The 24,214-nt window shown below is 46.2% G+C and carries 27 protein-coding genes; 4 read left to right on the forward strand and 23 right to left on the reverse strand.

Annotated features, from left to right (window positions below; all coding sequences use genetic code 11):
* Positions 1-205 precede the first annotated feature (205 nt).
* Positions 206-577 carry a hypothetical protein gene (locus ACFYU8_RS25735; protein WP_483862296.1) on the forward strand — a complete coding sequence of 124 codons (372 nt, stop codon included), beginning with the start codon at positions 206-208 and terminating at the stop codon, positions 575-577.
* 68 nt (positions 578-645) lie between these two features.
* Here the strand turns inward: ACFYU8_RS25735 and ACFYU8_RS25740 are convergent, their stop codons facing one another.
* The 10 genes from ACFYU8_RS25740 to ychF form a co-directional block, all read right to left on the reverse strand.
* Positions 646-861 (reverse strand): hypothetical protein, encoded by a 216-nt coding sequence (locus ACFYU8_RS25740; RefSeq protein WP_390305261.1) that lies wholly within the window; start codon positions 859-861, stop codon positions 646-648.
* A 130-nt stretch (positions 862-991) separates the two neighbouring features.
* A complete protein-coding gene (locus ACFYU8_RS25745) occupies positions 992-2,278 on the reverse strand; it encodes an adenylosuccinate synthase (protein ID WP_390305201.1) in 1,287 nt (428 codons plus the stop codon).
* A gap of 181 nt (positions 2,279-2,459) precedes the next feature.
* Positions 2,460-3,809 (reverse strand): replicative DNA helicase, encoded by a 1,350-nt coding sequence (gene dnaB, locus ACFYU8_RS25750; protein ID WP_106835577.1) that lies wholly within the window; start codon positions 3,807-3,809, stop codon positions 2,460-2,462.
* A 24-nt stretch (positions 3,810-3,833) separates the two neighbouring features.
* Positions 3,834-4,277 carry a 50S ribosomal protein L9 gene (gene rplI, locus ACFYU8_RS25755; protein WP_007720193.1) on the reverse strand — a complete coding sequence of 148 codons (444 nt, stop codon included), beginning with the start codon at positions 4,275-4,277 and terminating at the stop codon, positions 3,834-3,836.
* Positions 4,278-4,303: 26 nt separating this feature from the next.
* Positions 4,304-6,241 carry a DHH family phosphoesterase gene (locus ACFYU8_RS25760; RefSeq protein ID WP_376895154.1) on the reverse strand — a complete coding sequence of 646 codons (1,938 nt, stop codon included), beginning with the start codon at positions 6,239-6,241 and terminating at the stop codon, positions 4,304-4,306.
* Positions 6,242-6,245: 4 nt separating this feature from the next.
* Complete coding sequence (locus ACFYU8_RS25765; protein ID WP_390305204.1) at positions 6,246-7,154, reverse strand: DUF2232 domain-containing protein; 909 nt, start codon at positions 7,152-7,154, stop codon at positions 6,246-6,248.
* Between the two features lie 101 nt (positions 7,155-7,255).
* On the reverse strand, positions 7,256-7,486 hold the full coding sequence (gene rpsR / locus ACFYU8_RS25770) for a 30S ribosomal protein S18 (RefSeq protein WP_007720187.1): 231 nt from the start codon (positions 7,484-7,486) through the stop codon (positions 7,256-7,258).
* 40 nt (positions 7,487-7,526) lie between these two features.
* Positions 7,527-8,006 carry a single-stranded DNA-binding protein gene (locus ACFYU8_RS25775; RefSeq protein WP_016739386.1) on the reverse strand — a complete coding sequence of 160 codons (480 nt, stop codon included), beginning with the start codon at positions 8,004-8,006 and terminating at the stop codon, positions 7,527-7,529.
* A 29-nt stretch (positions 8,007-8,035) separates the two neighbouring features.
* Positions 8,036-8,323: a 30S ribosomal protein S6 gene (gene rpsF, locus ACFYU8_RS25780; RefSeq protein WP_007720183.1), complete on the reverse strand. Its 288-nt coding sequence runs from the start codon at positions 8,321-8,323 to the stop codon at positions 8,036-8,038.
* A gap of 143 nt (positions 8,324-8,466) precedes the next feature.
* Positions 8,467-9,567, reverse strand: coding sequence for a redox-regulated ATPase YchF (ychF, locus tag ACFYU8_RS25785; protein WP_390305206.1), 1,101 nt, complete (start codon positions 9,565-9,567; stop codon positions 8,467-8,469).
* 216 nt (positions 9,568-9,783) lie between these two features.
* Here ychF and ACFYU8_RS25790 point away from each other — a divergent pair, with 216 nt between their 5' ends.
* Positions 9,784-10,407: an NAD(P)-dependent oxidoreductase gene (locus ACFYU8_RS25790; protein ID WP_390305209.1), complete on the forward strand. Its 624-nt coding sequence runs from the start codon at positions 9,784-9,786 to the stop codon at positions 10,405-10,407.
* Between the two features lie 69 nt (positions 10,408-10,476).
* Here the strand turns inward: ACFYU8_RS25790 and pepF are convergent, their stop codons facing one another.
* Positions 10,477-12,387, reverse strand: coding sequence for an oligoendopeptidase F (gene pepF, locus ACFYU8_RS25795; RefSeq protein ID WP_390305211.1), 1,911 nt, complete (start codon positions 12,385-12,387; stop codon positions 10,477-10,479).
* Positions 12,388-12,744: 357 nt separating this feature from the next.
* Here pepF and ACFYU8_RS25800 point away from each other — a divergent pair, with 357 nt between their 5' ends.
* Positions 12,745-12,831, forward strand: a complete 87-nt coding sequence (locus tag ACFYU8_RS25800) for a YjcZ family sporulation protein (protein WP_017246824.1) — start codon at positions 12,745-12,747, stop codon at positions 12,829-12,831.
* A gap of 217 nt (positions 12,832-13,048) precedes the next feature.
* On the opposite strand, the gene ACFYU8_RS25805 is transcribed toward ACFYU8_RS25800, so the two are convergent.
* The 4 genes from ACFYU8_RS25805 to ACFYU8_RS25820 all read right to left on the reverse strand — a co-directional run bounded on the left by ACFYU8_RS25805 (position 13,049) and on the right by ACFYU8_RS25820 (position 15,321).
* Complete coding sequence (locus ACFYU8_RS25805; RefSeq protein ID WP_390305213.1) at positions 13,049-13,828, reverse strand: Ig-like domain-containing domain; 780 nt, start codon at positions 13,826-13,828, stop codon at positions 13,049-13,051.
* Positions 13,829-13,942: 114 nt separating this feature from the next.
* Entirely contained in the window at positions 13,943-14,152 is a 210-nt protein-coding gene (locus ACFYU8_RS25810; RefSeq protein WP_007720174.1) for a DUF951 domain-containing protein, read from the reverse strand.
* A gap of 15 nt (positions 14,153-14,167) precedes the next feature.
* Complete coding sequence (locus tag ACFYU8_RS25815) at positions 14,168-15,043, reverse strand: mechanosensitive ion channel family protein (RefSeq protein WP_390305216.1); 876 nt, start codon at positions 15,041-15,043, stop codon at positions 14,168-14,170.
* A complete protein-coding gene (locus ACFYU8_RS25820) occupies positions 15,040-15,321 on the reverse strand; it encodes a putative Se/S carrier protein (RefSeq protein WP_106838613.1) in 282 nt (93 codons plus the stop codon). Before ACFYU8_RS25820 ends, ACFYU8_RS25815 begins: the two co-directional genes overlap by 4 nt.
* Positions 15,322-15,535: 214 nt before the next feature.
* Between ACFYU8_RS25820 and yyaC the strand changes: the two genes are divergently transcribed.
* A complete protein-coding gene (gene yyaC, locus ACFYU8_RS25825; protein ID WP_390305218.1) occupies positions 15,536-16,141 on the forward strand; it encodes a spore protease YyaC in 606 nt (201 codons plus the stop codon).
* An 89-nt stretch (positions 16,142-16,230) separates the two neighbouring features.
* Here yyaC and ACFYU8_RS25830 read toward each other — a convergent pair whose 3' ends face one another.
* From ACFYU8_RS25830 to rsmG, 8 genes are all read right to left on the reverse strand, one after another.
* Entirely contained in the window at positions 16,231-17,130 is a 900-nt protein-coding gene (locus ACFYU8_RS25830) for a diacylglycerol/lipid kinase family protein (RefSeq protein ID WP_390305221.1), read from the reverse strand.
* 167 nt (positions 17,131-17,297) lie between these two features.
* Positions 17,298-18,011, reverse strand: a complete 714-nt coding sequence (locus tag ACFYU8_RS25835) for a DUF554 domain-containing protein (RefSeq protein ID WP_390305223.1) — start codon at positions 18,009-18,011, stop codon at positions 17,298-17,300.
* Positions 18,012-18,035: 24 nt separating this feature from the next.
* A complete protein-coding gene (locus tag ACFYU8_RS25840; RefSeq protein ID WP_390305225.1) occupies positions 18,036-19,190 on the reverse strand; it encodes an aminotransferase class V-fold PLP-dependent enzyme in 1,155 nt (384 codons plus the stop codon).
* Positions 19,191-19,205: 15 nt separating this feature from the next.
* On the reverse strand, positions 19,206-20,051 hold the full coding sequence (locus ACFYU8_RS25845) for a ParB/RepB/Spo0J family partition protein (RefSeq protein WP_390305227.1): 846 nt from the start codon (positions 20,049-20,051) through the stop codon (positions 19,206-19,208).
* Positions 20,048-20,806, reverse strand: coding sequence for a ParA family protein (locus ACFYU8_RS25850; protein ID WP_087349422.1), 759 nt, complete (start codon positions 20,804-20,806; stop codon positions 20,048-20,050). Before ACFYU8_RS25850 ends, ACFYU8_RS25845 begins: the two co-directional genes overlap by 4 nt.
* Positions 20,807-21,311: 505 nt before the next feature.
* Positions 21,312-22,166, reverse strand: coding sequence for a nucleoid occlusion protein (gene noc / locus ACFYU8_RS25855; protein ID WP_390305229.1), 855 nt, complete (start codon positions 22,164-22,166; stop codon positions 21,312-21,314).
* A gap of 607 nt (positions 22,167-22,773) precedes the next feature.
* On the reverse strand, positions 22,774-23,337 hold the full coding sequence (locus ACFYU8_RS25860; protein WP_390305231.1) for an MgtC/SapB family protein: 564 nt from the start codon (positions 23,335-23,337) through the stop codon (positions 22,774-22,776).
* Positions 23,338-23,497: 160 nt separating this feature from the next.
* Complete coding sequence (rsmG, locus tag ACFYU8_RS25865) at positions 23,498-24,214, reverse strand: 16S rRNA (guanine(527)-N(7))-methyltransferase RsmG (protein ID WP_390305233.1); 717 nt, start codon at positions 24,212-24,214, stop codon at positions 23,498-23,500.

Here is a 24,214-nt window from a genome sequence, read left to right on the forward strand (position 1 = left end):
TTTTTAATTTATTGATTAGGTCGTATATCCCATAATTTAGTTTCCATTTATCTGCCAAATTGCCTAAAGAAATCAACTATGTCGACTTTACCACAAGATTAACGACAACATCAAGTGTAAATTGCTGTCGAATAAAAAAATAGACGTAGAGTCACTATATGTACAAATAATTGGTAGCATTTATCATTACTGGGAGCTGATATATGTGAAGGAACGTAACATTTTGGCAGGATTCCTCACCGAGGACGATGCACAAAAGGCGGAAAATGCGCTTCGACAAGCCGGTTTTTCCATCATTCAAATCGACAGGATCGGGCAAATCCCGGATGAGGGGATTGAACGAATCATGAATCCACTTACTGGTAGCTTTCCAAGCTTAGGCTCCTTGACACTGTCAGGAGATTTTCCAAGTGGACGGGATGCCAGCATTCTGGCAGCCGCCGATCCCGATGCCAGTGGATACGCGGATCGAAACGACAGCTATTACAACCGCACTGTCCTATTAACAGCAGTCGTCCCAGAGGAACAAGCCGATGAAGCGACTAGGATCATTGAATCATTTGGGGGCCTGATCTAAAATAAATATAGCCATCTTCCCTTAACTAACTAGGAAAGATGGCTTATTTCGTTATCGACATCGAAAACTCACACCTCTTGCATCGAGGTAACGTCTTTTAACGCAAGTCTGCGTATTTTCGTTTTCTCGGCGTCATTTTGTTGCTTGTATGTGGTGATAAAGCATAGGTAGCCATTGTTGAAATGAGTCATGGTTCCCTTGATGACGACGCCATTGATCATTTTCACCTGTACATTTTTGCCCAGCAGCTTCATGGCCTTTTGGTCAAATCCAGAACCCATCATCACTTTTCACCTCTCCATTTCTCCCTATGTCTATCCATATGCCCAGAGGGTGTCGTTTCGTGTCTGTCCCTTGTAAAAAAAGAAAGCTGCCGAATGATCGACAGCTTTCTTCTATTATATAGTCTATAGCTTATCCGTAAATGCCACGAACAATGACGGTTTGTTCACGATCCGGTCCTACGGAGAAGATCGACATTGGAATACCAGTCAGTTGCGTGATGCGCTCAATGTAGTGACGAGCGTTTTCTGGCAAGTCGTTCAGATTGCGAATACCAGTGATATCCTCTGTCCAACCTGGCAGCTCCTCATAAACTGGCTCGCATTTCGCCAGCAGGTTGAGGTTGGCCGGGAACGAGTCGATGACTTCACCATTGTATTTGTACGCTGTGCAAATACGCAGAGTCTCAATGCCAGACAATGTATCCAGCTTGGTGATCGCCAAACCGGTGATACCGCTGACACGACGAGCATGACGAACAACGACACTGTCGAACCAGCCTACGCGACGTGCACGACCTGTTGTTGTACCATATTCAAAACCAACTTCACGGATATGGTCGCCAGTTGCATCAGTCAGCTCAGTCAGGAATGGACCGTCACCTACACGCGTTGTGTATGCTTTTGCCACCCCGATTACTTGGTGGATCTTGGTTGGGCCTACACCGGAACCGATAGTCACGCCACCCGCAATTGGGTTGGAGGACGTTACGTACGGATACGTACCTTGGTCAATATCGAGCAATACGCCTTGTGCGCCTTCAAACAATACGCGGTTGCCGCTATCAATGGAATCATTGAGGACAACAGATGTATCAGTTACGTAAGGACGAATAATTTCTGCCAGAGCCAAGTATTCATCCAGAATTTCTTGAAGCTCAAAGCCAGTTGTGTTGTACAGCTTCTCCAGCAGCATGTTTTTCTCTGCCAGGTTGCGCTCGAGCTTGCGAGCAAACTCATCGCGATCCAGCAAGTCAGCGATACGAATACCGATACGTGCTGCTTTATCCATGTAAGCAGGTCCGATACCTTTACGGGTCGTACCGATTTTGTTAGCACCGCGGCTATCTTCTTCTACGCCATCCAGCTTGATGTGGTACGGCAGAATCACATGCGCGCGATCACTGATTTTCAAATTGCTTGTAGAAAAACCGAAGCTATGAATGTACTCCAGCTCTTTTACCAATGCTTTCGGATCGATTACCATACCGTTTCCGATTACGCAGGTCTTGTCACTATAAAAAATTCCGGATGGAATCAAATGCAACTTATATTTGTTACCATCAAAAATAATGGTATGGCCTGCGTTGTTACCGCCTTGGTAACGAGCCACTACCTCTGCACTTTCAGCTAGATAGTCTGTAATTTTACCTTTACCTTCATCGCCCCACTGGGTTCCGACGACAACGACTGTTGACATCGAAAAACACCTCCTGATATTATCATGTCTTTTCGGGCCTGAAACAATCTAAGTTTACTAAACGTGACTCCCCATGTCAACGCTAAATACGAACATTCATATAGTTAATTCTTAATATGTTCGGCAATTCAATATAGAAAAAAAAGCCGGAATTTCTCCGGCTTTTCTTACATTCCATCTATTAACCTGCTTGATTTCGAAAACGATGATCCAGGTTGACGAATTTGTTAAATTCTTTCAGGAACGCCAACTCCACCGTTCCGGTCGGGCCGTTACGCTGTTTGGCGATAATGACTTCGATGACATTCTTGTTTTCTGATTCCTTGTCATAGTAGTCATCACGGTACAAGAAAGCAACGATATCGGCGTCCTGCTCAATCGATCCCGATTCACGGATATCGGACATCATCGGTCGCTTGTCCTGCCGTTGCTCTACACCACGGCTCAACTGCGACAGGGCAATAACCGGCACGTTCAGCTCACGCGCGATCCCTTTTAGCGTACGAGAGATCTCAGATACTTCCTGCTGACGGTTATCTCCTTTGCCTCGTCCATGAATCAGCTGAAGGTAATCGATCAGGATTAAACCCAATCCCTTCTCGGTCTGAAGGCGACGGCATTTCGCCCGGATGTCCTGTACAGTAACCCCGGGAGAATCGTCGATGTAAATCGGCGCTTTTGCCAGCGTACCAATTGCCATCGTCAGCTTTTGCCAATCATCTTCCTCCAGTGACCCTGAACGCATCCGGGACGCATCCAGATTGCCCTCCGCACAAATCATACGCTGTACCAGCTGAGGAGCACCCATCTCCAAGGAGAAGATGGCTACAGTCTCACCTGCACGGGCTGCTACGTTTTGCGCGAGATTCAAGGCAAAAGCCGTTTTCCCTACGGAAGGACGGGCTGCCAAGATAATCAGATCACTGCGCTGCAATCCTGCTGTCATTTTGTCCAAATCTGTATATCCCGTAGAAATCCCTGTAATATCACCGCGTCGCTGACTCAAAAACTCAATCCGCTCGTACGTTTCCAGAAGGGCATCACGAATCGGTGTAAAACCGCCACTGTTGCGATTTTGACCGATCTCCATGATGTACTTCTCTGCATCCGCGATGATCTGCGTGACATCATCCTCACGGGAGTATCCGTCATTGGCAATCTTGGTAGCTGTATGAATCAATCGCCGTAGCAGCGATTTCTCTTCTACAATTTTTGCATAGTATTCGATGTTGGCAGCCGTTGGAACTGAACTGGCGATTTCCGTGATATACGTAACGCCGCCAACTTCATCCAGCAGCTTGTGGTCCTGTAGATCCGCTGTAACCGTAACCAGATCGACAGGTTCGCCTTTTTCATACAGGTCCACCATCGTTTGAAAGATGCGCTGATGCGCTGTCTTATAAAAATCCTCCGGACGGAGAATCTCAATGGCCGTGATTAAAGCTTCCTTAGACAAGAACACGGCACCCAGTACCGATTGTTCCGCTTCCTTGTTCTGTGGCGGCACACGATCCAAAAACAGGTCGCTCACGTCACACCCCCCACAATTGAGTCATTATTCTTCCACAACGTGTACTTTTAGCGTCACGGTTACTTCGTTGTGCAGTTTCACTTTGATTTGCGTCACGCCCAAAGCACGGATGGCATCCATTTCGAGCTTACGCTTGTCTACTTTGATTTTAAACTGATCTTCCAGCGCTTGCGCTACTTGTTTACTGGAAATTGCCCCAAACAAGCGACCACCTTCGCCTGCTTTTCCTGCTACTTTCACTGTCAGCTCTTCCAGCTTTTTGCCGAGCTCCTGAGCATCCAGCTTTTCTTGCTCCTTGCGCTTATCTTCGCTGCGCTTTTGAGCGTCAAGCGTTTTCACGTTGCTATCTGTCGCTTCTTTTACCAGCTTCTTTGGCAACAAGAAGTTGCGTACATAGCCCTCTGACAAATCCTTAACTTCGCCTTTTTTCCCTTGGCCTTTTACATCTTGAAGAAAAATGACTTTCATCATCGTTTCCCCCTTTATATTTTGGCCTATACGACCGAGTCAATCGCTTCTTTCAAACGACGTGTAGCTTCTTTAATTGATATGCCTTGAATTTGTGTCGCAGCACCAGTGAGGTGACCGCCTCCACCAAGCAGTTCCATGATGGACTGAACATTGATGTCGCCCAGAGAACGTCCACTGATCAAGATCGTATCGTCGGATCGCTCTGCAACAACAAACGACGCCTGGATACCTGACAAAGTGAGTAGCTGCTCAGCAGCTTGAGCCACCTGTACCTGCGTGTAATCCTCAGACGGATCGCCTATGGCAATCGCCATGTTGTCACGGTACGTTTCCGTATTCATGATGATTTTTGCCCGCTTCACATACTGCCCCAGATCTTCCTTCAACAGGCGCTGGACAGCAGCGGTATCGGCCCCGTTACGACGAAGGAACGACGCCGCTTCAAAGGTACGTGAACCTGTGCGGAAGGCAAAGCTTTTGGTATCCACCACAATCCCTGCTAACAGTGCCGTTGCAATCAGATTGTCGATATTCAATCGCTCGCTCTGATATTGCAGCAGCTCCGTAACAAGCTCCGCCGTCGAAGAAGCATACGGTTCCAGATACAAGAGTACTGGCTCAATGAACTCCTCCGAACGTCGATGGTGGTCAATCACCACAATTCGGCTTGTTTCCGTCAACAGCTTCGGCTCAATCACCAGCGATGGTCGATGCGTATCGACGACTACCAGCAATGTGCGGCCGGAGATGAGTCGGATCGCCTGTTCTGGCGTGATAAAGGTCTCTGCCAGCTCTTCATTGGCATAAATCTCTTTCATCAGACGCTCGACAGAATGATTGCCCTCGTCCATGACGATATAAGCCGTTTTGTTGTGCAGCTGCACAGCCTTCAACACACCAAGTGATGCCCCGATGGAATCCATGTCAGGCTGTTTATGCCCCATGACGATGACGTGCTCCGCCTCATGTATGAGATCACGCAAAGCATGTGCAATAACACGAGCCCGGACGCGTGTCCGCTTTTCCACCGCATTCGATTTCCCACCATAGAAGGTGAGCTTGTTGCCAATCTTGACAGCGCACTGGTCGCCACCGCGCCCCAATGCGATATCCAAGCTTGATTGTGCCATTTGTCCCAGCTCAATGTAAGTAGTAGCGGCCGCTCCAACCCCGATACTAAGCGTAATCGGAATTTTGTTGTCAGCCGTCATCTCCCGTACCACATCGAGAATGTCAAATCGCGATTCTTCTAATTTATCAAGTGCTTCCCGTTCCATCAGAGCCAAAAACTTGTCGGCCGTGATTCGGCGAAGATATATGCCATGTTTGTTGGCCCACTCTGTAATCACACCAGCCACGCTTGTAGAGAGCAGCGTACGGCTTTGATCATCCATGACTTGTCCAACCTCGTCCAAATTGTCGAGGTGAATGATGGCAAGTGCAGCCTTTTCTCGATGGTAACGAGTCGTCAATTCTTTAAAGTCCGTAATGTCCTTGAAATACAAAAGGCGCTCATCGGACCGCACAATGACCTCGTATACCCGCTCGTTATAAGTAAACTCCAGCCGTTTTTGCTCCGGCTTCCAAGCCAGTTGGGGGAATACCTCTTGAAGGCTTTTCCCGATCATGGATTCATCCCCGGACATATGCGTCATATACGGGTTTACCCACTCAATTGCCTTTTCCTCGTTGTATAAAAGAATTCCGATCGGCAGTTCCTGGATAACGCCTTCTCCCGCCTTCTTCACGCGATGGGTGACTGTCGCCAAGTACAGGCGCAAGTCTCGTTGGAACCCCTTTTCTGCTTGAAGAGCGTAAAGAACCAAGCCAATCAAGCAAATCATGCCGATCGCCCCGTACATCCAATGGAACAAGGTCAAAATCCCCAACAACAGCAAGCTAAAGCTGAGTGCCAGGACCATGTGCATCCCGTACCAACGCTTTAACAGGAACTTGGGCATTTCCTCAGCCCCTCTTCACTCTTGTTTCCAGTTTTTCACGCAAACGAATTCCTAGATCAAATATCCCTACTAGACTAAGTATAGTACTTAGGGGGGGAAAAATAAATAGACAGACAACGAGCACAGGAGTCATTCTCTTCCACCCGTACAAAAAGGCAGCAAATAGACAAAAACTCAAGCCCTGCAAAACAAAAATAGCATCCAGCATGACTTTCAGGTTCATCAGGGCGATTTCCCAGAATGTACCCTGCATGCTTTCAGCAAACAACAAAAGACTGATCATCGCAATGAAGTAGTAATAAAGCAATGATCGAGGGAAGTTCCATTCTCGAATTGGCTTCAATGCTGGAATCGGTCTGTGCAGACGTCGTCCAATCAGACTCACCAATCCATGAATAATGGCGCTCCATATAAAACCGCCTATGACTATCATTGTAGGTAAGACGATTTTAAAAAACTGGATGAGTTGATCATACTGCTCTTTTGGCACCATCGCCGGACGCAACTTTGAAACTTCTTGCAAAATTAGATTGAAATCAACGTTCATTCCAAATGCCAAGAATCCAAGCAAGGAAACCGCACCTAGAAAAAAGATACCAGCACCCGCCGCAATAGCTGGCAAGGCGTCCCTTTTTTTCGAGTAAACAATCCCCATTGTAGATCCCCAAGCGGCACTGAAAAGAGCAAGTGTAGCTGCAAACGGACCGGTAATGATCCAGCCCAGAAACGTAAAGGCCAAGGCGATCCAAATCATGCTAGGTACTGTTCGATTTACTGCCAAAAGGATAAAAGGCAGAGGTATCAAGAAGATGACGAGTCCTCCCAGTATGGTATATGTACTGAGAAACAGCATTATCAGTGCGATACCCAGCATAAGGGCATTTTCAGCCAAGTGTTTCGTTTTGGACGGCATGTCAGCACCTCATTATTCATATCTCATGTACACTTTCCATAGAAAACTATGGAAAAAAGAGGGCCACGCAATTGTGCCCCTCTTTGTATAGCTTTTGAAAATTATTCAGCAGTGTAAGGCAACAGTGCTACTTGACGGGATCGCTTGATTGCGATTGTCAGTGCACGTTGATACTTCGCAGAAGTACCAGTTACACGACGTGGCAAGATTTTGCCGCGTTCGCTGATGAACTTTTTCAGCAAATCAATATCTTTATAATCGATGTGCTTGATTTTGTTCACTTTAAAGAAGCATACTTTACGACGCTTATTAGGACGTCCTTTGCGTGCCATGATAGTCCCTCCCTCTTAGGAATGTGAAAGTTGTACGATACTAGAACGGCAAGTCATCATCTGAAATGTTGATCGGCTTGCCTGCACTCGCGAAAGGATCACCAAACGGATCATAGTCATTATTTCGTTGACCGGATGGTTTGTTACCGCCACCCATGCCCGGTCCTGGATCGTATCCTGAATTGTCTCCGCCGGATTCATTGCCTCGACCGCCCAAAAATTGAACGTTCTCCGCAACGACTTCCGTCACGTATACCTTTTTACCTTCTTTATTATCATAGGAACGTGTTTGCATACGTCCTTCGATGGCTGCTTGTCTACCTTTACGCAAATAGCTTGCGCACAGGTCGGCAAGTTTTTGCCAAGCGACAATGTTAATGAAGTCCGTTTCTCTCTCTCCCGCTTGATTGGTGCGGGGACGATTGACGGCCACAGTAAAAGTAGCAACGGCAACGCCATTTGGCGTGTAGCGAAGTTCAGGATCTTTCGTCAGGTTGCCGATGAGAATGACTTTATTCATCTTGGTTCCCCCTCTGATCGCGACAATGATTACTTCTCATCACGAACAAACATAAAGCGGATTACGTCGTCATTGATTTTCATCAGACGCTCAGCTTCCGCAACAGCATCGGAGTTCGCTTTGAAGTTCATCAAAACGTAGTAACCTTCACGGAACTTGTTGATCTCGTACGCAAGACGACGTTTACCCATTTCTTGAAGCTTAGAGATTTCGCCACCATAGTTAGTTACAACATCGCTGTAACGAGCTACATTGGATTTTACTTTCTCTTCTTCAAGGTCTGGACGCAATACATACATTACTTCGTATTGGCGCATACCTTTTCACCTCCTTATGGACTTTAGCGGCCCTGTTCGGGCAAGGAGCGAGTGCTAAAACGAAACGCACAAAACATGCACTCCATAAATACTCGCATTATCGTATTATAGCAAACCGCCTAGCTCGAATCAAGAATTTCGTACTAAACATTGAAGCGGAAATGCATAACATCTCCATCTGCGACTACGTACTCTTTCCCTTCAAGACGGTACTTCCCACGTTCTCTGGCTACTGCTACGGAACCAGCATCTACCAGATGATCATAAGCAATCACTTCGGCACGAATGAATCCGCGCTCGAAATCAGTATGAATCACGCCTGCTGCACCTGGAGCCTTTGTACCCTGACGGATAGTCCATGCGCGAACTTCTTGTACACCTGCTGTGAAATAAGTAACTAATCCCAACAGTTTGTAAGCAGCACGAATCAAGCGATCGAGACCAGACTCAGTAAGACCGAGTTCTTCCAAGAACATCTCTTTGTCTTCACCCTCGAGTTCAGCGATTTCCGCCTCTACCTTCGCGCTGATGACAACCACTTCTGCACCTTCACTCCCTGCATGCTCACGAACCGTCTGCACATGCGGGTTGGTGTCTGCATCGTTAATGCCGTCTTCTGCTACGTTGCAAACGTACAACATTGGCTTGATTGTCAGAAGATGCAGATCACGAATCCATTTGCGCTCCTCGTCATCGAGTTCTACACTGCGGGCAGATTGCCCCTCTTCAAATGCTGCCTTCAATTTCTCCAGCACGTCCAGCTCTTGCTTGGATTCCTTGTCGCCGGATTTCACCTTGCGTGCAATGCGGTCAATACGACGATCAACAGAGTCCAGATCAGCAAAAATCAGCTCCAAATTGATTGTCTCGATATCGCTCAAAGGATCTACGCGACCTGCTACGTGTGTGATGTTCTCATCTTCAAAGCAACGTACAACATGTGCAATCGCGTCCACTTCACGGATGTGTCCGAGGAACTGGTTACCAAGACCCTCGCCTCTGCTCGCGCCTTTTACCAAACCAGCAATATCCACGAATTCAAACGCTGTCGGAACTACCTTGTTCGGAACGACGATCTGTGTCAGCTTTTCCAGACGCTCGTCTGGCACCTCCACAATACCTACGTTAGGGTCAATCGTACAGAACGGATAGTTCGCCGATTCAGCACCCGCTTGTGTAATGGCATTAAACAATGTCGATTTCCCTACGTTTGGAAGACCGACGATCCCGCAAGAAGCACCCATCTATATACACTCCCTTATCATCATCCTGATATCCTTTTAAGTATATAGATTTGGTTTTCAGATTACAATTGTCTCCTTGTGGAAGCTTTGTTTCACTTGTCTCCTTCTGTGCTCATCATAGCTTCAGGTGGTGGGACAAAAAAAGAAATGCTAGACTAGACAAACGAAAATCTGTTTTGCTACGGAAAAATGAAAAGTAACGAGGTGACTACAAAGATGAAGTTCTTACTTCTCGGTGCCACTGGTCGCGTAGGGAGCCATATCCTGGACTATGCATTAAAAGATGGGCATGAAATAACCGTTCTCGTTCGCTCGGCAGACAAGCTCCTTCATCTGTCTACTGAAAATGTGCGTGTCCTGACCGGAAATGTTCTCGATCAAATGGATGTTACATCAGCCATGCGTGGAGTTGACGCGGTCATTAGCGCGCTCGGGACAGATAAAGCGACGACGTTATCCGAAGGGACTCCTTATATTATTGAAGCAATGAAGCGAGAAAGCGTTTCTCGAATTATTACGGTGGGCACCGCTGGCATCTTGCAAAGCAGGGTTTCTCCTGACCTGCTCCGCTATCAATCCAGTGAGTCCAGACAAAAATTGACGCGTGCTGCCGAGGAACATCACAAGGCATATTCGCTCTTGGCACAGTCCGAACTCGATTGGACCATTGTATGTCCAACGTATTTGCCTGATGGCGAGTATACGGGCACTTACCGGGTCGAGGCTCACCAATTGCCTGTGGATGGGATGCAAATATCCGTGCCGGATACGGCGGAATTTACGTATCAGCAGCTTTCTTCTTCCGCATACATGCGAGCGCGAGTCGGCATTGCCTATTGATAGATACAGGAAAAATACAGGCCCCCTATCCGTAATGGAAGGGAGCCTGTTTTGCTTCTATGCGTTTCTTTACTTCTCGTTCACCAGCTTTTCCAGCTCATTCAATGTCTCTTCGAAAATTTCCATTGCTTGCTCGATTGGCTGGGACGTCGACATGTCCACACCTGCTGCTTTTAGTACCTCGATAGGTGGAGCAGAGTTACCCGCTTCGAGGAAGTTTTTGCGAACACGGTCTACTGCTGGCTGACCTTCATCCATGATTTGCTTCGCTAATGCTTGTGCAGCGGCAAAGCTCGTCGAGTATTGATAGACGTAGTATTTATAGTTGTAGAAATGGCTCACACGTGCCCATTCCATACCGATTTCCTCATCAGAAACCATGTCTTTCCCGTAGTACTTTTTGTTGATGTCGAGGTAGATCTTCTTAATCGCTTCCGCATTCAGAGACTCCCCTGCTTGCTCCTTCTCGTGAATCGCTCTCTCAAACTCCGCGAACTGCGTCTGACGGAACAGCGTGGAACGGAAGTTTTCCAGATAGTGATTCAAGAGATACATCTTCTCTTCTTTCGTCTTCGCCTTCGCGTACATGCTCTTGAACAGCAGTGTTTCATTCATGGTAGAAGCCACTTCTGCCGTGAAAATTGGGTAGTTGGACGAAATGTACTGCTGGTTTTTATTCGTGTAATACGACTGCATGGCGTGTCCCATTTCATGGGCAATGGTATACACATCATCGAGGGTACCTTGGTGATTCAACAGCACATATGGATGTGTATCATAAGCACCCCATTGGTAAGCACCCGTGCGCTTGTCATCTGTGGAATAGACATCTACCCAACCGCCATCGAGGCCTTCAGACATTGCCTTCACATAGTCATCACCCATTACCTGTAACCCATCAACGACGATTTTCTTTCCTTCGTCGAAGGAAATATATTTGTCATCAGATGGAACGATCGGCACGTAAATGTCGTACATGTGCAATTCCTTCACGCCAAGCATTTTCTTTTTCAAGGAAATGTAGCGATGCAGCAATGGCAGATTGTCATTCACCGTGTCAATCAGCTCATCATACACCTTCGTTGGTACGTTGTTCGGTGTCAGGCTTGCTTCCAGCGCAGAATCGTAATTGCGTACAGCTGCGTAGAAATTATCGCCCTTCACTTTTGCAGCCAACGTCGATGCAAACGAATCTTGGAAATTGATCAGTGCACTATAGTACGCCTTGAACGCTTCTCTGCGCACATTTTGATTCTTGCTTTCCAGATAGGAAATGAAATTGGCACGAGTCAACTGTACTTCTTTGCCTGTCTCATCTTTGATTTTTGGAAACCTCACATCTTTTGACAGCATGCTGTAAATATTGGTCGGTGCACCGCCCAATGGAGACGATTTCGCCAAGAGCTGCTCCATATCAGCAGAGAGTGAGTACGGCTTCGTTCTCAGCATGTCTTCGATATACAGCTTGTAAGGCTCAATCTCCTTTTCAGATAGTAGGCTCTTTATTTTGTCATCGGAAATCGCAACGATTTCAGGCTGTACCCACGAGGTTTTTTCCGTGACAAGTGTGGACATTTTCTCCGCGCGGTCTCCCAGCTTCTGCAGATCAGGATTCGCGGAGTTTACATCGAGAGACATGTTTGCGTACACGTATGCTTTGTCATTTAAGCGCATCAACTCAACGTAGTCGTCGAATGCCGCCTGCATCGCAGCAGAAGATGTACCCAACTTACCTTGGTGCTTTGTGAAAGCGTTTGCCAAAGATTCGACCTTAGCAACATCCTTTTCCCATTCCTGAACAGTTGGATAAATATGATCCAACTTCCACTTGTAGTCATTCGGGATCTCAGCGCGAGTTTGATAAGAAGGCTTCTCAGCAGCAAGAGCTACCGCCTGCGTGCTGTAAGGAATGAATGGTACGGATACGGTCGATAATGCAATGGCTAAAGCCGTAACAGATGCAAATACTTGCTTCTTCAAATCTAAATCGCCCCTTTTCTTCTATCTATTTTTGCCAAAATTATAAGTGTGTAATTATATTTTTACCTGCCAATTTCCTTCTTACTAATAAAAATTTTTAAAATATTCAATAACAACCGTCAATTTATCCAGAGAAAATCCCCTTTTGTGGATAAGTCTGTGGATAAGTATTTATTAACAGCTTTCTTTTCCCCAAATCGTTTGCAGACACTCTTTTTCTTCGCAAAAAGTTGTCCACATTTTCTGTGGATATGCTGTGAATAACTTATTTTCTTTGGAACCAGGGCATCCGCCTATACCCCGTAGTGGGTTCCTACATAGCATGAGTATTGAAACTACGGTAGGAGGTGTTAGCAAGTGGGTATCTTTAACGGCTTCGACGATTTCGCGCTGATCTTGGTCCTGTTCATCCTTCTCGTTATCGTAGGTTGCGACTGCGACTAACCTACTCCGCTGCCATCCAGCCTATCTGAAGGTAAGCTTGCATCCTCAGCAGCCTTACCTTCTCCAATTCCACATAGATCATAACCAGGCGATGCAGCCCAGGGATAATGATCAGTCATAACCTAAGTACCATCACCGGGAGATACATTTAATCGTACAAAAGGAAAAAGGATGCGCCTACATTGGCTGCATCCTTTTTTTTACCCACCTGGTTGGACTATTTAGCCCCCGTCTGAAAAGTTATCCACTGCGCTTGATTGTGATTACCTGCTGTGTCCTTTACTAAACCCGCAATGAGGCTTACCTGATATCTCGTATGTGGCTGCCATTTTCCTTTTGGCTTTACAGACAACATCCGCTTGCTTTTGTTCCAGGTAATTGTATGGGGAACGATAGCCCCTTTTTCATCTGTCACACGAACTAACGGTCCGGCCGTTTTGCTGGAAAGAACTCCACCACCAACCAAAGTAATCTCCTCTGCAAACTGGAGTGTCACTTTATCCTGGAGCCTTACATTTTTAGCCCCGTGACCGGGCAATATGACGGCTTGTGGAGAGATGTTATCCACAGGTTTTTTCGTTTGAAACGTGCGGGTCAGCTCTGGATTCAAATTGCCTCGCTGATCCTTCACTTTTTTGGCCATCAAGCTTACTCGATAGGACGCCCCTGCCTCCAGATTTCCTTCCGGATCAATCGTCATGCTTCGATTGGTCTGGTTCCATTTTGCCGTAAAACGAACCTTCTTTTTTTTCGCATCCGTGAGCGAAATGATCGAGAGACCAGATTTGTCGGAGAGCTCTTGACCATTTTTTAACGATACCGGCCCCGAAAATGTCAGTGTAATGATTTGATCCGGGTCAATTTCTGCCGATTTGTCAGCCGGGGATATTGTCACTCCCCATTCGTTCGCCGACTTTGCCCACGCTCCCTGTGATGGAAGTAGGAAAAGCGCAAGCACTACTACCCATTGCAACCACCGAACACTCATCTTTTTCATCGAACCCCTCCCGTCTAAAACGACAAAGCCGCTTCCTGAAGCATATAAGCGTGTCCCTTCATCGTTTACAGGCATTGTAGAAAAAGACAGATGGGTTGATCAAAGAATTATGGACTATGCTTGCGGTTCTTCTTCCGCGCGAATCAGTATTTTTTTCAGTTTGCGCTCAAATTCTAGTCGTCCAATCATCACGCTATGATCACAACCCGTACATTTAATTCGCACATCCATGCCCATGCGTATGACCTTCCACGCATTCGTGCCACATGGATGTGGCTTTTTCATCTGTACGACATCCCCCAGCCCAAATTGCTTGCGTTCCATTTCTCTCTCTCCTCTCTACACTGTTCCCTTTCCAGATACCGCGACGATTTTTGGATACGGAATTTGTATGCCGCGGTTAGTTAATTCCGTTCTGATTTTCGCACGCAAATTTCGATTGACCCCGTGATGCGTATTCGGCTTGCATTCAGCCGTAACCCGAATGATGACTTCGGAAGGTCCCAGTGCATGTACTCCCAAAATCTGTGGCTCAGCTACGATATCCGTCAATTCCGTTTGAGCCGATGCCAATACTTCTTTGAGCACAGACTCTACTTGATTCAGATCTTCTTCATACGCTACAGATACGTCTACAACCGCTAACGTATTTTGCAAAGAAAAATTGGTCACTTGATTAATCGTGCCATTTGGAAAGATGTGTAGCTCACCTGTCCAGCTTCGCATCTTTGTAATGCGCAGACCAATCTCCTGTACCGTACCTGTCAAGTTGTTGATCGTTACGACGTCTCCGACAGCAAATTGGTCTTCAAAAATAATGAAGAATCCCGTAATGATATCACGCACGAGACTCTGCGCTCCAAAACCAACTGCCAGCCCCAGTACCCCTGCGCTTACCAAAACAGGGCGCAAATCAATGCCCAACAGTTGCAAGATCATGAGAATCGACAAAAAGTAAATGCTGTACTGAACGACATTGTTGACGAGCACCCGCATCGTATCCACTCGGCGTTGATCCATTTGAATCTTGCTTCCATGACGGTGCTGGAACACTTTATTCACGCCTGATTGCACAACAGATACGACGATTCGTGATAACAGTATGATCGCTGCGATCTTCAGTACGATCATGCCTATGTTTACCCACATGTCTGCATCTGTCACATACGCATATACTTGGGCATAAATTTTCTCAAAAAAACCAGCTTGATTCATTCCTCCCGCTCCTTCTGCTCCCCGTTTTCATCGACCTCGCTATACAGGCCAAAAAACTGACGGAAGTATCCTCGTATTACCACTTGTTGTTCCATCATGATCGTTTTCGCTCGTGAGTAATCCGATAGTGGGAACTCAATGGAAAGGGCGCAGCCAGCCGTTATTTCTTTCGGTGTTGGTCTTGTATCGATCTCAATATCTTCGTACTCCAGCAGCATTTCTGCCCGCAAGGCTTGCTGCGTGGAATCAAACGCGATCAGCACTGTTTCTCCTCCCATTTCACTCCCCCTCATCTTTTTCACGCAAACTGCCATAGGCTCCTCTTATTTTACCTGTTCGTTTTCATGCTTGCCAGCCTCGCTGATTTTTCAAAACCTACGTAACTTTCCCATTAGCAGGTATAAAAATGTCATATCGGTACGATACTGTGAATACTTTTATATAACCTTTTACAGGTTGGTTTAAGCCAAGTCCGCAAGAGTGGAGGTTTCCATGAGTACATCCGATAATCGCAAAGATTATTCTTTGCCACCTTTTAAAGTGGAATACCGCAGTGAAAACGCAGACGAGCATCTCGCCGGTCACCTTGCGCAGCGCTTTCGCTTAAATCGGTTCGATGACGACCTTGTCATTGTATGTATTGGGACAGACCGTTCTACTGGTGATGCTCTAGGCCCGTTAGTGGGAACCAAGCTCCTCGCACAGTCACCTCGCTTTTTGCAAGTGTACGGAACGCTTGAGGACCCTGTACATGCCATGAATCTAAAGGAAAAATTGGAGCTCATCCAGGCGAATCATCCGACAGCTACACTCATTGCGGTCGATGCCTGTTTAGGACAATTTAGTCATGTCGGGAACATCAATGTGATTAATGGTCCACTAAAACCAGGGGCTGGTGTAAAAAAAGAGCTGCCTCCTGTTGGTTCCTTCCACATTACCGGGATTGTCAACGTTGGAGGCTTCATGGAGTATTTTGTCCTTCAAAATACCCGCCTCTCCATCGTCATGAACATGGCAGATATCATAGCTTCCGGACTAGCAAAAGCCGTAACATTGGCTTCTACGCCTAGTCGATTCGATAGTGTCTTATATGATTGACCGTTTCTTTCTGCAAAAGGTTCCATCCCTCTTTAGAAAACTTGCTTTCGATCTGTTCTCTCCCTCAGCGGATGACAGGTCTATTTTTTTTACACAATAATCGTCAGGCGCTTTTCAATCACTTGGGCGCTTAGCGGCGTTGGCGCTACGCTTTCTCCATCTGCATGGACGGGCAGCGGTCCTGCTGCTTCTATCGTTACCTGCTTGCCCCTATAAAAACGGACACCCGGATGATGACGGTGAGCCCCTGTGAATATTTTCGGAAAAGCGGCTAACAATCCAAGTCGACTCATACCACTTACTACACAAATGTCCGCAATGCCATCGTCCGGTATAGCATCGGGGCAAATCAGCATTCCGCCCCCGTAATTCGGAATATTGGCAGCGACCACTAGCCAGACACCCTCTAAACGAACCTCATGACCATCAACGTTCAGAACGATGTCACGTGGCTGATACGTACATACGACGCGGATCACCGATAAAATGTAGGCTAGTGCTCCTAGCTTGTACTGATTCAGCCAAGCTTTGTACAGGGCTTGATCCGTTACCTTTGCTACCTGTGCATCGAATCCGGCCCCGATTGAATTCACAGCTACTTTTCCGTCCAATAAAATCAGATCGATTCGCTTTTCCCCTTTTTCCGACAGAATTCTCTCTAATGCCTGTAACGGTTTCATCGGAATTCCATGTCCGCGAGCGAAATCATTCCCGGAACCAGCCGGCACCAATCCAAATCGACAGTCTTGATTCGATTCGTATATCCCGTTCATCACTCCTCGGACAGTTCCGTCCCCTCCGACAGCAATGATTTTATTTACTCCCTCTTTTTGAATCAGCTCTTTTGATAATTTTTCGGCGTCCCCCTCTCCTGATGTCAACCTGACATGAAAAGGCGTTTCTAGACGTCGTAGCGTCGGCTCAATTTGCCTCCATACTTTCAACCCTGTGCCATTGCCTGATACAGGATTGACGATTACACCAAACATAGTAATTCTCTCCTCAACATGCTGTCGTACTGTACTGTCCCGTCCCACTTATCCATACTTGCTCGCAAATCAAGTTTTTGTATCATATTATCGCATGCTATTTTTATCGATGATAGTTGATTTTTCATAGAAAAAGACTCCTCCTGAAGGAAGAGCCTCTGTGCCAACTATGAAAACAGCTTTGAAATCCAATCAAGAAAGGGAACTCCGACTGCTGCAATCACTAATGCTGGCATCATGTTGGCTACCCTTATCTTTTTGATCTCCAAAACGTTTAACCCAATGGCAATAATCATCAAGCCACCTACTGCCGTTACTTCTACCAAGATCGCATCTAGCATCGTTTCGCTCACCACACTGTAAATGTGCGTAGATAATAACGCAATCATGCCTTGATATAAAAACACGGGCACTGCCGAAAAGATGACACCAATTCCTAGCGTCGATGTGAAAATGATCGCAGAGAAGCCGTCTAGCATTGCTTTCATAAACAGTACATCATGGTTGTTACGCAAACCACTGTCTAACGCACCAAGTACAGCCATGGCTCCAATACAGTACACCAGCGTCGTCGTGATAAATCCAGTAGCGATACTGCCTTGGCTACCCCCAACTTTCCTCTCCAGCCAGTGCCCCAGATTGTTTAAGCCTTTTTCAATCCCAATCCATTCACCTAGTACTGTTCCTAGCACAATACTGATAATCACGAGTAAAAAATTATCCGAACCCAGGCACATTTTAATGCCCAATATAAATACGGCCAGAGCAATGCCTTGCATGACGGTTTGTCGCATCGACTCCGGAATTCGCTTCAACATTCTGCCTAACAATGCCCCTAAGATGATTGCTCCGGCGTTGACCAATGTTCCTAGCAAGATCACTTGCGCTGTCCCCCTACAGATGCCTTACACAAACGCTGCTGCTATTTCCCGAACAGCGTTATGAAGCGCTTCTACATCTTTCTCTGAGTTGAAAATTCCAAAGCTGGCTCGAACCGCCCCACGTTGTTCGGTACCGGCAGTCTGGTGTCCTAGTGGCGTGCAATGAAAGCCCGATCTGGTCGCAATCCCGTATTGTTGATCCAAGATAAACGACACCTCTGCTGCATCCACGTCTCCGATATTAAAAGCAACCACGCCTACGCGTTCGGTCTCCATCCCCGGTCCGTAGACATGTACACCTTCGATCTGCTGCAAACCAATGATCGTTTTCTTCACCAATTCCCATTCGTGCTGACGAATGTTGTCTACACCTTTTTCCATGACAAAATCAACGCCTGCTTGCAGCCCTGCCAAACCAACCGTATTGAGTGTCCCGCTTTCGTATCGGTCTGGACGAGTTGTCGGTTGATCGATCGCTTCAGACTGACTGCCTGTCCCCCCATGAATCAAAGGCTCCAGATCAAGCTCACTACTCACGTACAGACCACCTGTACCTTGTGGACCATACAGCCCTTTGTGCCCAGGAAAAGCAAGCATGTCAATGTTCATTGCCTCTACATCTATAGGCAAAACACCAGCAGACTGAGAAGCATCCACCAAAAACGTAATTCCGTGCTCTTTTGCCAGTTTCCCCAGCTCAGCTACAGGCAAAATAACACCTGTCAGATTGGAAGCATGACTCACAACGATTAACCGTGTTGCAGGCGTAATCGCTTTGGCGAAGTCCTCTACATAGAATTGATGGTCTTCTCTCGGCTCTACAAAAGTAGCTTCTACTTGGTTGTTTTTACGCATGTACTCGATGGGTCGTCTTACTGAATTATGCTCGACAGACGAAGAAATTACATGATCTCCTGCTTGTAAGAATCCTTTTATCGCCTGATTAAGCGCTTGAGTGGCATTGAGATAAAAAAAGAGGTTATTCGGGTTTTGAATCCCAAACAACCGCGACACCTGCACCCGTGTCCGAAACACGGCTTTACTCGCTTTCATCGCCAGTGCATGTCCACCTCGGCCAGGATTTGCAGCAAAATCTTCGATGACCTCAGCCATCATTTCTTTGACTGCTGGTGGCTTCGGCCATGTAGAAGCTGCATTATCCAAATAGATGATCGCCATGACTACCTCCTGGACTTACTTCTCTATATTCAACATATCGATGATTCGTTCCAAGTCTTCCTGTGAATAGAAGTCAATTTCGATCTTGCCGCGCTTTGATCCTTTTTTAATCTTGACCGATGTTCCAAAACGACTACGTAGCCGTTCTTCCATCTCGATCAATACTGGCTCGTTTTTCGCTGGCTTTTTCTTTTTTGTTTCACGTGAAACATTGAGCTGCTTCACAAGCTCTTCCAGCTGGCGAACACTCAATCCTTTTTCCACCACGTCATTTGCAAGCTGTTGTTGTACTTTCTTATCCGTTACCCCAAGCAAAGCACGCGAATGTCCCATAGATAGTTCAGCTGCCGAAACCATTTTTCGGATCTTCTCTGGCAGTTGCAACAAACGCAGCATGTTGGCTACATGCGGTCTACTCTTCCCTATCTTTTGTGCGAGCTGTTCTTGCGTATAAGCATGGTGGGAGATCAGCTTGTCATAAGCCTCGGCCTCTTCGAGAGGATTCAGATTTTCCCGTTGCAAGTTCTCAATCAGGGCAATCTCCATTAACTGCTGATCTGTGTATGCCTTTACTACTACCGGAACTTCTTTTAACCCCGCTACTTTTGCTGCGCGCAATCGTCTTTCCCCAGCTACCAACTCATAACCTTTGATGCTTTTCCGAACAATCAGCGGTTGGATGATCCCATGCTCTTTGATTGACTGTGCCAGTTCATCTATAGCTGATTGCTCGAATTCTTTCCGGGGCTGATAAGGGTTAGGACGAATCTCATTGATGGAAACCTCTTTTACCTGTTCCCCTTCTTCGATGAGATTGGAAGTAATAAGCGCATTCAGCCCTTTTCCCAATCCTCTACTCATACCCCTACCACTTCCTTCGCCAAATCAGTATAGACTTCCGCTCCTCGTGAGCGTGGATCGTACGTAATGATGGCTTGTCCGTGTGATGGTGCTTCACTCAAGCGAACATTTCGAGGAATAATTGTTTTGTATACTTTGTCCTGAAAATACTTTTTCACTTCTTCAATCACTTGCAAACCCAGATTCGTACGTGCATCGAGCATCGTCAGTACGACACCTTCGATGGCAAGCTGTGAATTCAAGTGTTTTTGGACCAAGCGAATGGTGTTCAACAGTTGGCTTAATCCCTCTAGCGCATAGTACTCACACTGGATTGGAATTAAGACGGAATCAGACGCTGTCAAAGAATTAACGGTCAAAATCCCTAAGGATGGCGGGCAATCAATGATGACGTAATCGTACTTGTCTTTGATAACTTCCAGCGCCTTTTTCAGACGAACCTCACGAGAAATCGTAGGAACCAGCTCGATTTCCGCACCTGCCAATTGAATGGTGGCAGGAATGATCATTAATCCTTCAATTTCAGTTGGCAAAGTCGCATCGACAGGGTTGATATCATTGATCAGGACATCATAAATGCAGTACTTAACATCTGCCTTATTTACCCCGATCCCACTGGTTGCATTTCCTTGCGGATCAATATCAACCAGCAGCACCTTTTTCCCCAATGCGGCCAAACAAGCACTTAGATTGACGGACGTAGTAGTTTTCCCGACGCCGCCTTTCTGGTTCGCAACCGCAATGATTTTTCCCAACTTCTCCACCTCTTTTTTGTCGTGTAGGAAAGCTTGTGGCTTGACCAGTACACTCTCCAGTACGTCTTTCAAAGTCATCTTCTGTATCCTCATCTAGTTAGTCATTCGAGTCTATTTACGATTTGCTCGTATTCTTGTAAAACGAAGATCTTTTTGCAAACCCTTCCATTTGTTGCCATTCAGTAACCTTTACATGGCCTGTACATGATAAGACGAAAAAGGTCTCTGTAAAGTTATCCTCATCCATGATCAAGTAAACCTGCAAGTATGCACAGGTAGGTACTCTCCATGTTATCAGATTTGCAGCTTGGTCGTACGTTGTTTTTTTTAGATGGTGAGACAAAAAAGCCTGATTTTTGTCCCAAGAATACTGATTTTCCTAGCGTTTTTACGAAAAAATGCTTTTTTCTGGAAATTAATCAATGCGGAGTGCCTGATTCCCTATAAATAATCAGCATTTGCCCAAAAAGAAAGGCGACCTTGTCGCCCTTTTTGTTACTATCATTTATTTCCCTGTTTCCTTGTTTTTCGGAATACGAATGGTGAATTGATAGAATTCATCATGATCTTCTTCCGCCGTCTCTACAGGCAGACCTGTCTGGATCACCATATCGATCGATTGCCGAACAGTATTAATCGCAATCCGCGTATCCCTTGAAAATGCTTTCCAGCGAGGCTTAACATCTTTTTCTGATTTCGGGTTCTCAGCCAATTCTAGAAGCTGCTTCACGCGCACTTCCGTCTGTTTCACATTCCATTCCCGCTCCAAAATCTCCAGCAGGACTTTATGTTGTAATTCTGGATCCTTTAAAGGAATCAGAGCCCTTGCATGACGCTCTGTTACTTGTCTGGCCAACAATGCCTTTTGAATTTCTTGCGGTAAATGGAGCAAACGCAGTTTGTTTGCAATTGTCGATTGTCCTTTGCCTAAACGTTGAGCAAGACTCTCTTGCGTCAAATTGTGCAAATCAATCAGCTTTTGATAAGCGACTGCCTCTTCAATGGCTGTCAAACCTTCTCGTTGCAAATTCTCAATCAATGCGATAGAGGCTGTTTGCGAGTCATTAAACTCTTTGACAATCGCAGGAATCCTCTCCATGCCCAATTTTCTAGTTGCGCGCAAACGTCTTTCCCCAGCAATCAATTCATAACGACCATCGCGAACCCGCACGACAATCGGTTGAATGAGTCCATGAGTTCGGATCGTTTGACACAACTCATCAATTTTCTCGTCATCAAATACAGTACGAGGTTGATATGGATTCGGTACAATCTCCTCGACTGGTATTTGTTTGATTTCTTCGTTATCTGTCTTGTCCGTCAAGCCAAAAATCCGAGAAAATGAATCTTTAACTGCCATAGAAAAATCCCCCACTTCTACCCGTTCCATCCGTGCTATTTTAATTCCTTGAAGTTGTTCAAAAAGTCATCTATTTATGACGAAGTAATCCTGAAAGCTTGTGCGACATTGAAACTAGCGTTCACTTTCGAAGTCCAGTGCTCATGTAGGGCTCCTACAATCCGCTCCTCCTTCTTCAAGACGACTTTTGAATACGTCCTTGAAACTGAAAAAAGTCCTGTCCAATCACCGACAGAATCTTCCTCGAAACATTTTTGTATCCCTCGCCCATCCATTGCCCGGATAGGAGAGATTGAATATGTTCTTTGATTGTAGCTGCTAAGGAAATATGGAGTGTTGGCGTCGTAAGTGAGTCTAGTCCTACTTTTTCTACATAGATCCTCCTCATACATCGTTAGAGACAGCATGTATCTACATTTAAAAAAAGCTTCACAAGCCCTATAGTACATACTGCTTAACAGACTCTTCTTGCCCATCCGGTCGGTTTGTAAAATTGCCTTTGACCTAATCTTCTTTCCTTACACGCTTTCTTCAGGTTCATTTATATATATGTAATTCTGCAAGATTCGTCCAATTCCTGCTAACGAAAAACGTTTCACGTGAAACATCAATCGTGATCTTCGTCATAAAAATCGCGATCATCACGGTGTTTTGGCCTCTCATCACTTCCAATGCTCTCATCAGTAGGATGTGAAATCTTGGTGACAGAAAATAATCGAGGAAAAAGTCTATGAAAGTCTAACGTCAGGTATGAAAAAATCGCGGCAACGATCGCTGCGACATACATACCTGCACTGAACATCAGACCAATGGCTGAAGCAACCCACATCCCTGCTGCCGTCGTTAAACCTTTCACCGTGCCATTGAATTTAATAATAGCTCCCGCTCCCAAAAATCCCATGCCCGTCACGACTTGTGCAGCTACCCTCCCTGGATCATCATTTACGCCGCTCGAAGAAAAACCGTAAATGGAAGCTAGTCCAAATAAACACGAACCAAAACACACGAGACTATACGTTCGAAAGCCAGCACCTCTTTGCCTGCTCACATCTTTTATAAACCTCTCTCGCTCCCATCCCATGATCGCACCTGCTAGAAAAGCAAGAAAGAGCCGAAGTAATATGGTAGGGAGTTCTGGCGGAAAAAAGGAGGAAAGTACTGCTGCTTGCATAGTCTAATCACCCTCTCATACGATGTCATTCTTTCGAAGGAGCTAGTACTATGTATATGCCAAGCTACAGACTCCATGATCTCAGAAGTAAACCTGCGTAGCACATCTAAATTAAAAAAGGCCGCAGCACGCGGCTACGACCCTCTCTTATTACTGACTCCTACACTAACGGCTTTTTCGCAGGAACTCCTGCCTTGCGCGGATAGCTTTTCGGTGTCGCTTCTATTTTTTCCATGATGACGATGCTCCGCTCTCCCGCTTCCTCTAGAAGCTGGAATGTCTCGACCTTTCTCGTCTTTCCACCGAGTGTTTTGATTGCTTTTTTCGCTTCAGCAAGCTCCGGAGTAATCTCCGCTCCCTTGAGAGCGACGAAGTGTCCTCCGACTTTGGCAAAAGGAAGGCAGAACTCCGATAACAGATTGAGTCTCGCAACAGCACGTGCCACTACGAGATCAAATTTTTCACGATAAATGGCTTCTTGCCCACGATCCTCAGCACGCCCATGGACGGGATTCACGTTCTCCAGACCCAGTTCCTTTGCTACATGCTGCAAAAAGCTCATGCGCTTATTCAAGGAATCAATAATCGTCATTTTCAGATGTGGGAAGCAAATTTTCAAAGGAATGCTCGGAAAGCCTGCGCCCCCACCGATATCTACAACTGATTGCACCTGATCAAATGGGAAGTGAAAAGCCGGCGTAATCGAATCATAAAAATGCTTGTTGTACACTTGCCCCTCCTCGGTAATCCCGGTCAGGTTCATCTTCTCGTTCCATTCCACCAGCAGGCGGAAAAAAAGATCAAACTGCTCCTTCTGACGATCCGTCAAAGAAATCCCCTGGGCTGCAAGTACCTCGGCAAACTGTTCTTTTGTCAT

Source organism: Brevibacillus sp. NPDC003359 (assembly GCF_042878995.1).
Taxonomy (GTDB): domain Bacteria; phylum Bacillota; class Bacilli; order Brevibacillales; family Brevibacillaceae; genus Brevibacillus.

Bases quoted from the DNA above. Each gene is read 5' to 3' on its own strand.
- ACFYU8_RS25765 (WP_390305204.1), bottom strand. From the start codon at position 7,154: ATGCCGTCCAAAACGAAACACTTGGCTGAAAATGCCCTTATGCTGGGT.
- ACFYU8_RS25845 (WP_390305227.1), bottom strand. From the start codon at position 20,051: ATGAGTAGAGGATTGGGAAAAGGGCTGAATGCGCTTATTACTTCCAAT.
- ACFYU8_RS25805 (WP_390305213.1), bottom strand. From the start codon at position 13,828: ATGAAAAAGATGAGTGTTCGGTGGTTGCAATGGGTAGTAGTGCTTGCG.
- ACFYU8_RS25820 (WP_106838613.1), bottom strand. From the start codon at position 15,321: ATGGGAGGAGAAACAGTGCTGATCGCGTTTGATTCCACGCAGCAAGCC.
- ACFYU8_RS25740 (WP_390305261.1), bottom strand. From the start codon at position 861: ATGATGGGTTCTGGATTTGACCAAAAGGCCATGAAGCTGCTGGGCAAA.
- ACFYU8_RS25745 (WP_390305201.1), bottom strand. From the start codon at position 2,278: ATGTCAACAGTCGTTGTCGTCGGAACCCAGTGGGGCGATGAAGGTAAA.
- rsmG (WP_390305233.1), bottom strand. From the start codon at position 24,214: ATGACAAAAGAACAGTTTGCCGAGGTACTTGCAGCCCAGGGGATTTCT.
- ACFYU8_RS25760 (WP_376895154.1), bottom strand. From the start codon at position 6,241: ATGCCCAAGTTCCTGTTAAAGCGTTGGTACGGGATGCACATGGTCCTG.
- ACFYU8_RS25860 (WP_390305231.1), bottom strand. From the start codon at position 23,337: ATGCAAGCAGCAGTACTTTCCTCCTTTTTTCCGCCAGAACTCCCTACC.
- rpsR (WP_007720187.1), bottom strand. From the start codon at position 7,486: ATGGCACGCAAAGGACGTCCTAATAAGCGTCGTAAAGTATGCTTCTTT.
- ychF (WP_390305206.1), bottom strand. From the start codon at position 9,567: ATGGGTGCTTCTTGCGGGATCGTCGGTCTTCCAAACGTAGGGAAATCG.
- rplI (WP_007720193.1), bottom strand. From the start codon at position 4,277: ATGAAAGTCATTTTTCTTCAAGATGTAAAAGGCCAAGGGAAAAAAGGC.
- noc (WP_390305229.1), bottom strand. From the start codon at position 22,166: ATGGCAGTTAAAGATTCATTTTCTCGGATTTTTGGCTTGACGGACAAG.
- ACFYU8_RS25840 (WP_390305225.1), bottom strand. From the start codon at position 19,190: ATGGCGATCATCTATTTGGATAATGCAGCTTCTACATGGCCGAAGCCA.
- rpsF (WP_007720183.1), bottom strand. From the start codon at position 8,323: ATGCGCCAATACGAAGTAATGTATGTATTGCGTCCAGACCTTGAAGAA.
- ACFYU8_RS25830 (WP_390305221.1), bottom strand. From the start codon at position 17,130: ATGTTTGGTGTAATCGTCAATCCTGTATCAGGCAATGGCACAGGGTTG.
- ACFYU8_RS25790 (WP_390305209.1), top strand. From the start codon at position 9,784: ATGAAGTTCTTACTTCTCGGTGCCACTGGTCGCGTAGGGAGCCATATC.
- ACFYU8_RS25775 (WP_016739386.1), bottom strand. From the start codon at position 8,006: ATGAATAAAGTCATTCTCATCGGCAACCTGACGAAAGATCCTGAACTT.
- yyaC (WP_390305218.1), top strand. From the start codon at position 15,536: ATGAGTACATCCGATAATCGCAAAGATTATTCTTTGCCACCTTTTAAA.
- ACFYU8_RS25815 (WP_390305216.1), bottom strand. From the start codon at position 15,043: ATGAATCAAGCTGGTTTTTTTGAGAAAATTTATGCCCAAGTATATGCG.
- ACFYU8_RS25810 (WP_007720174.1), bottom strand. From the start codon at position 14,152: ATGGAACGCAAGCAATTTGGGCTGGGGGATGTCGTACAGATGAAAAAG.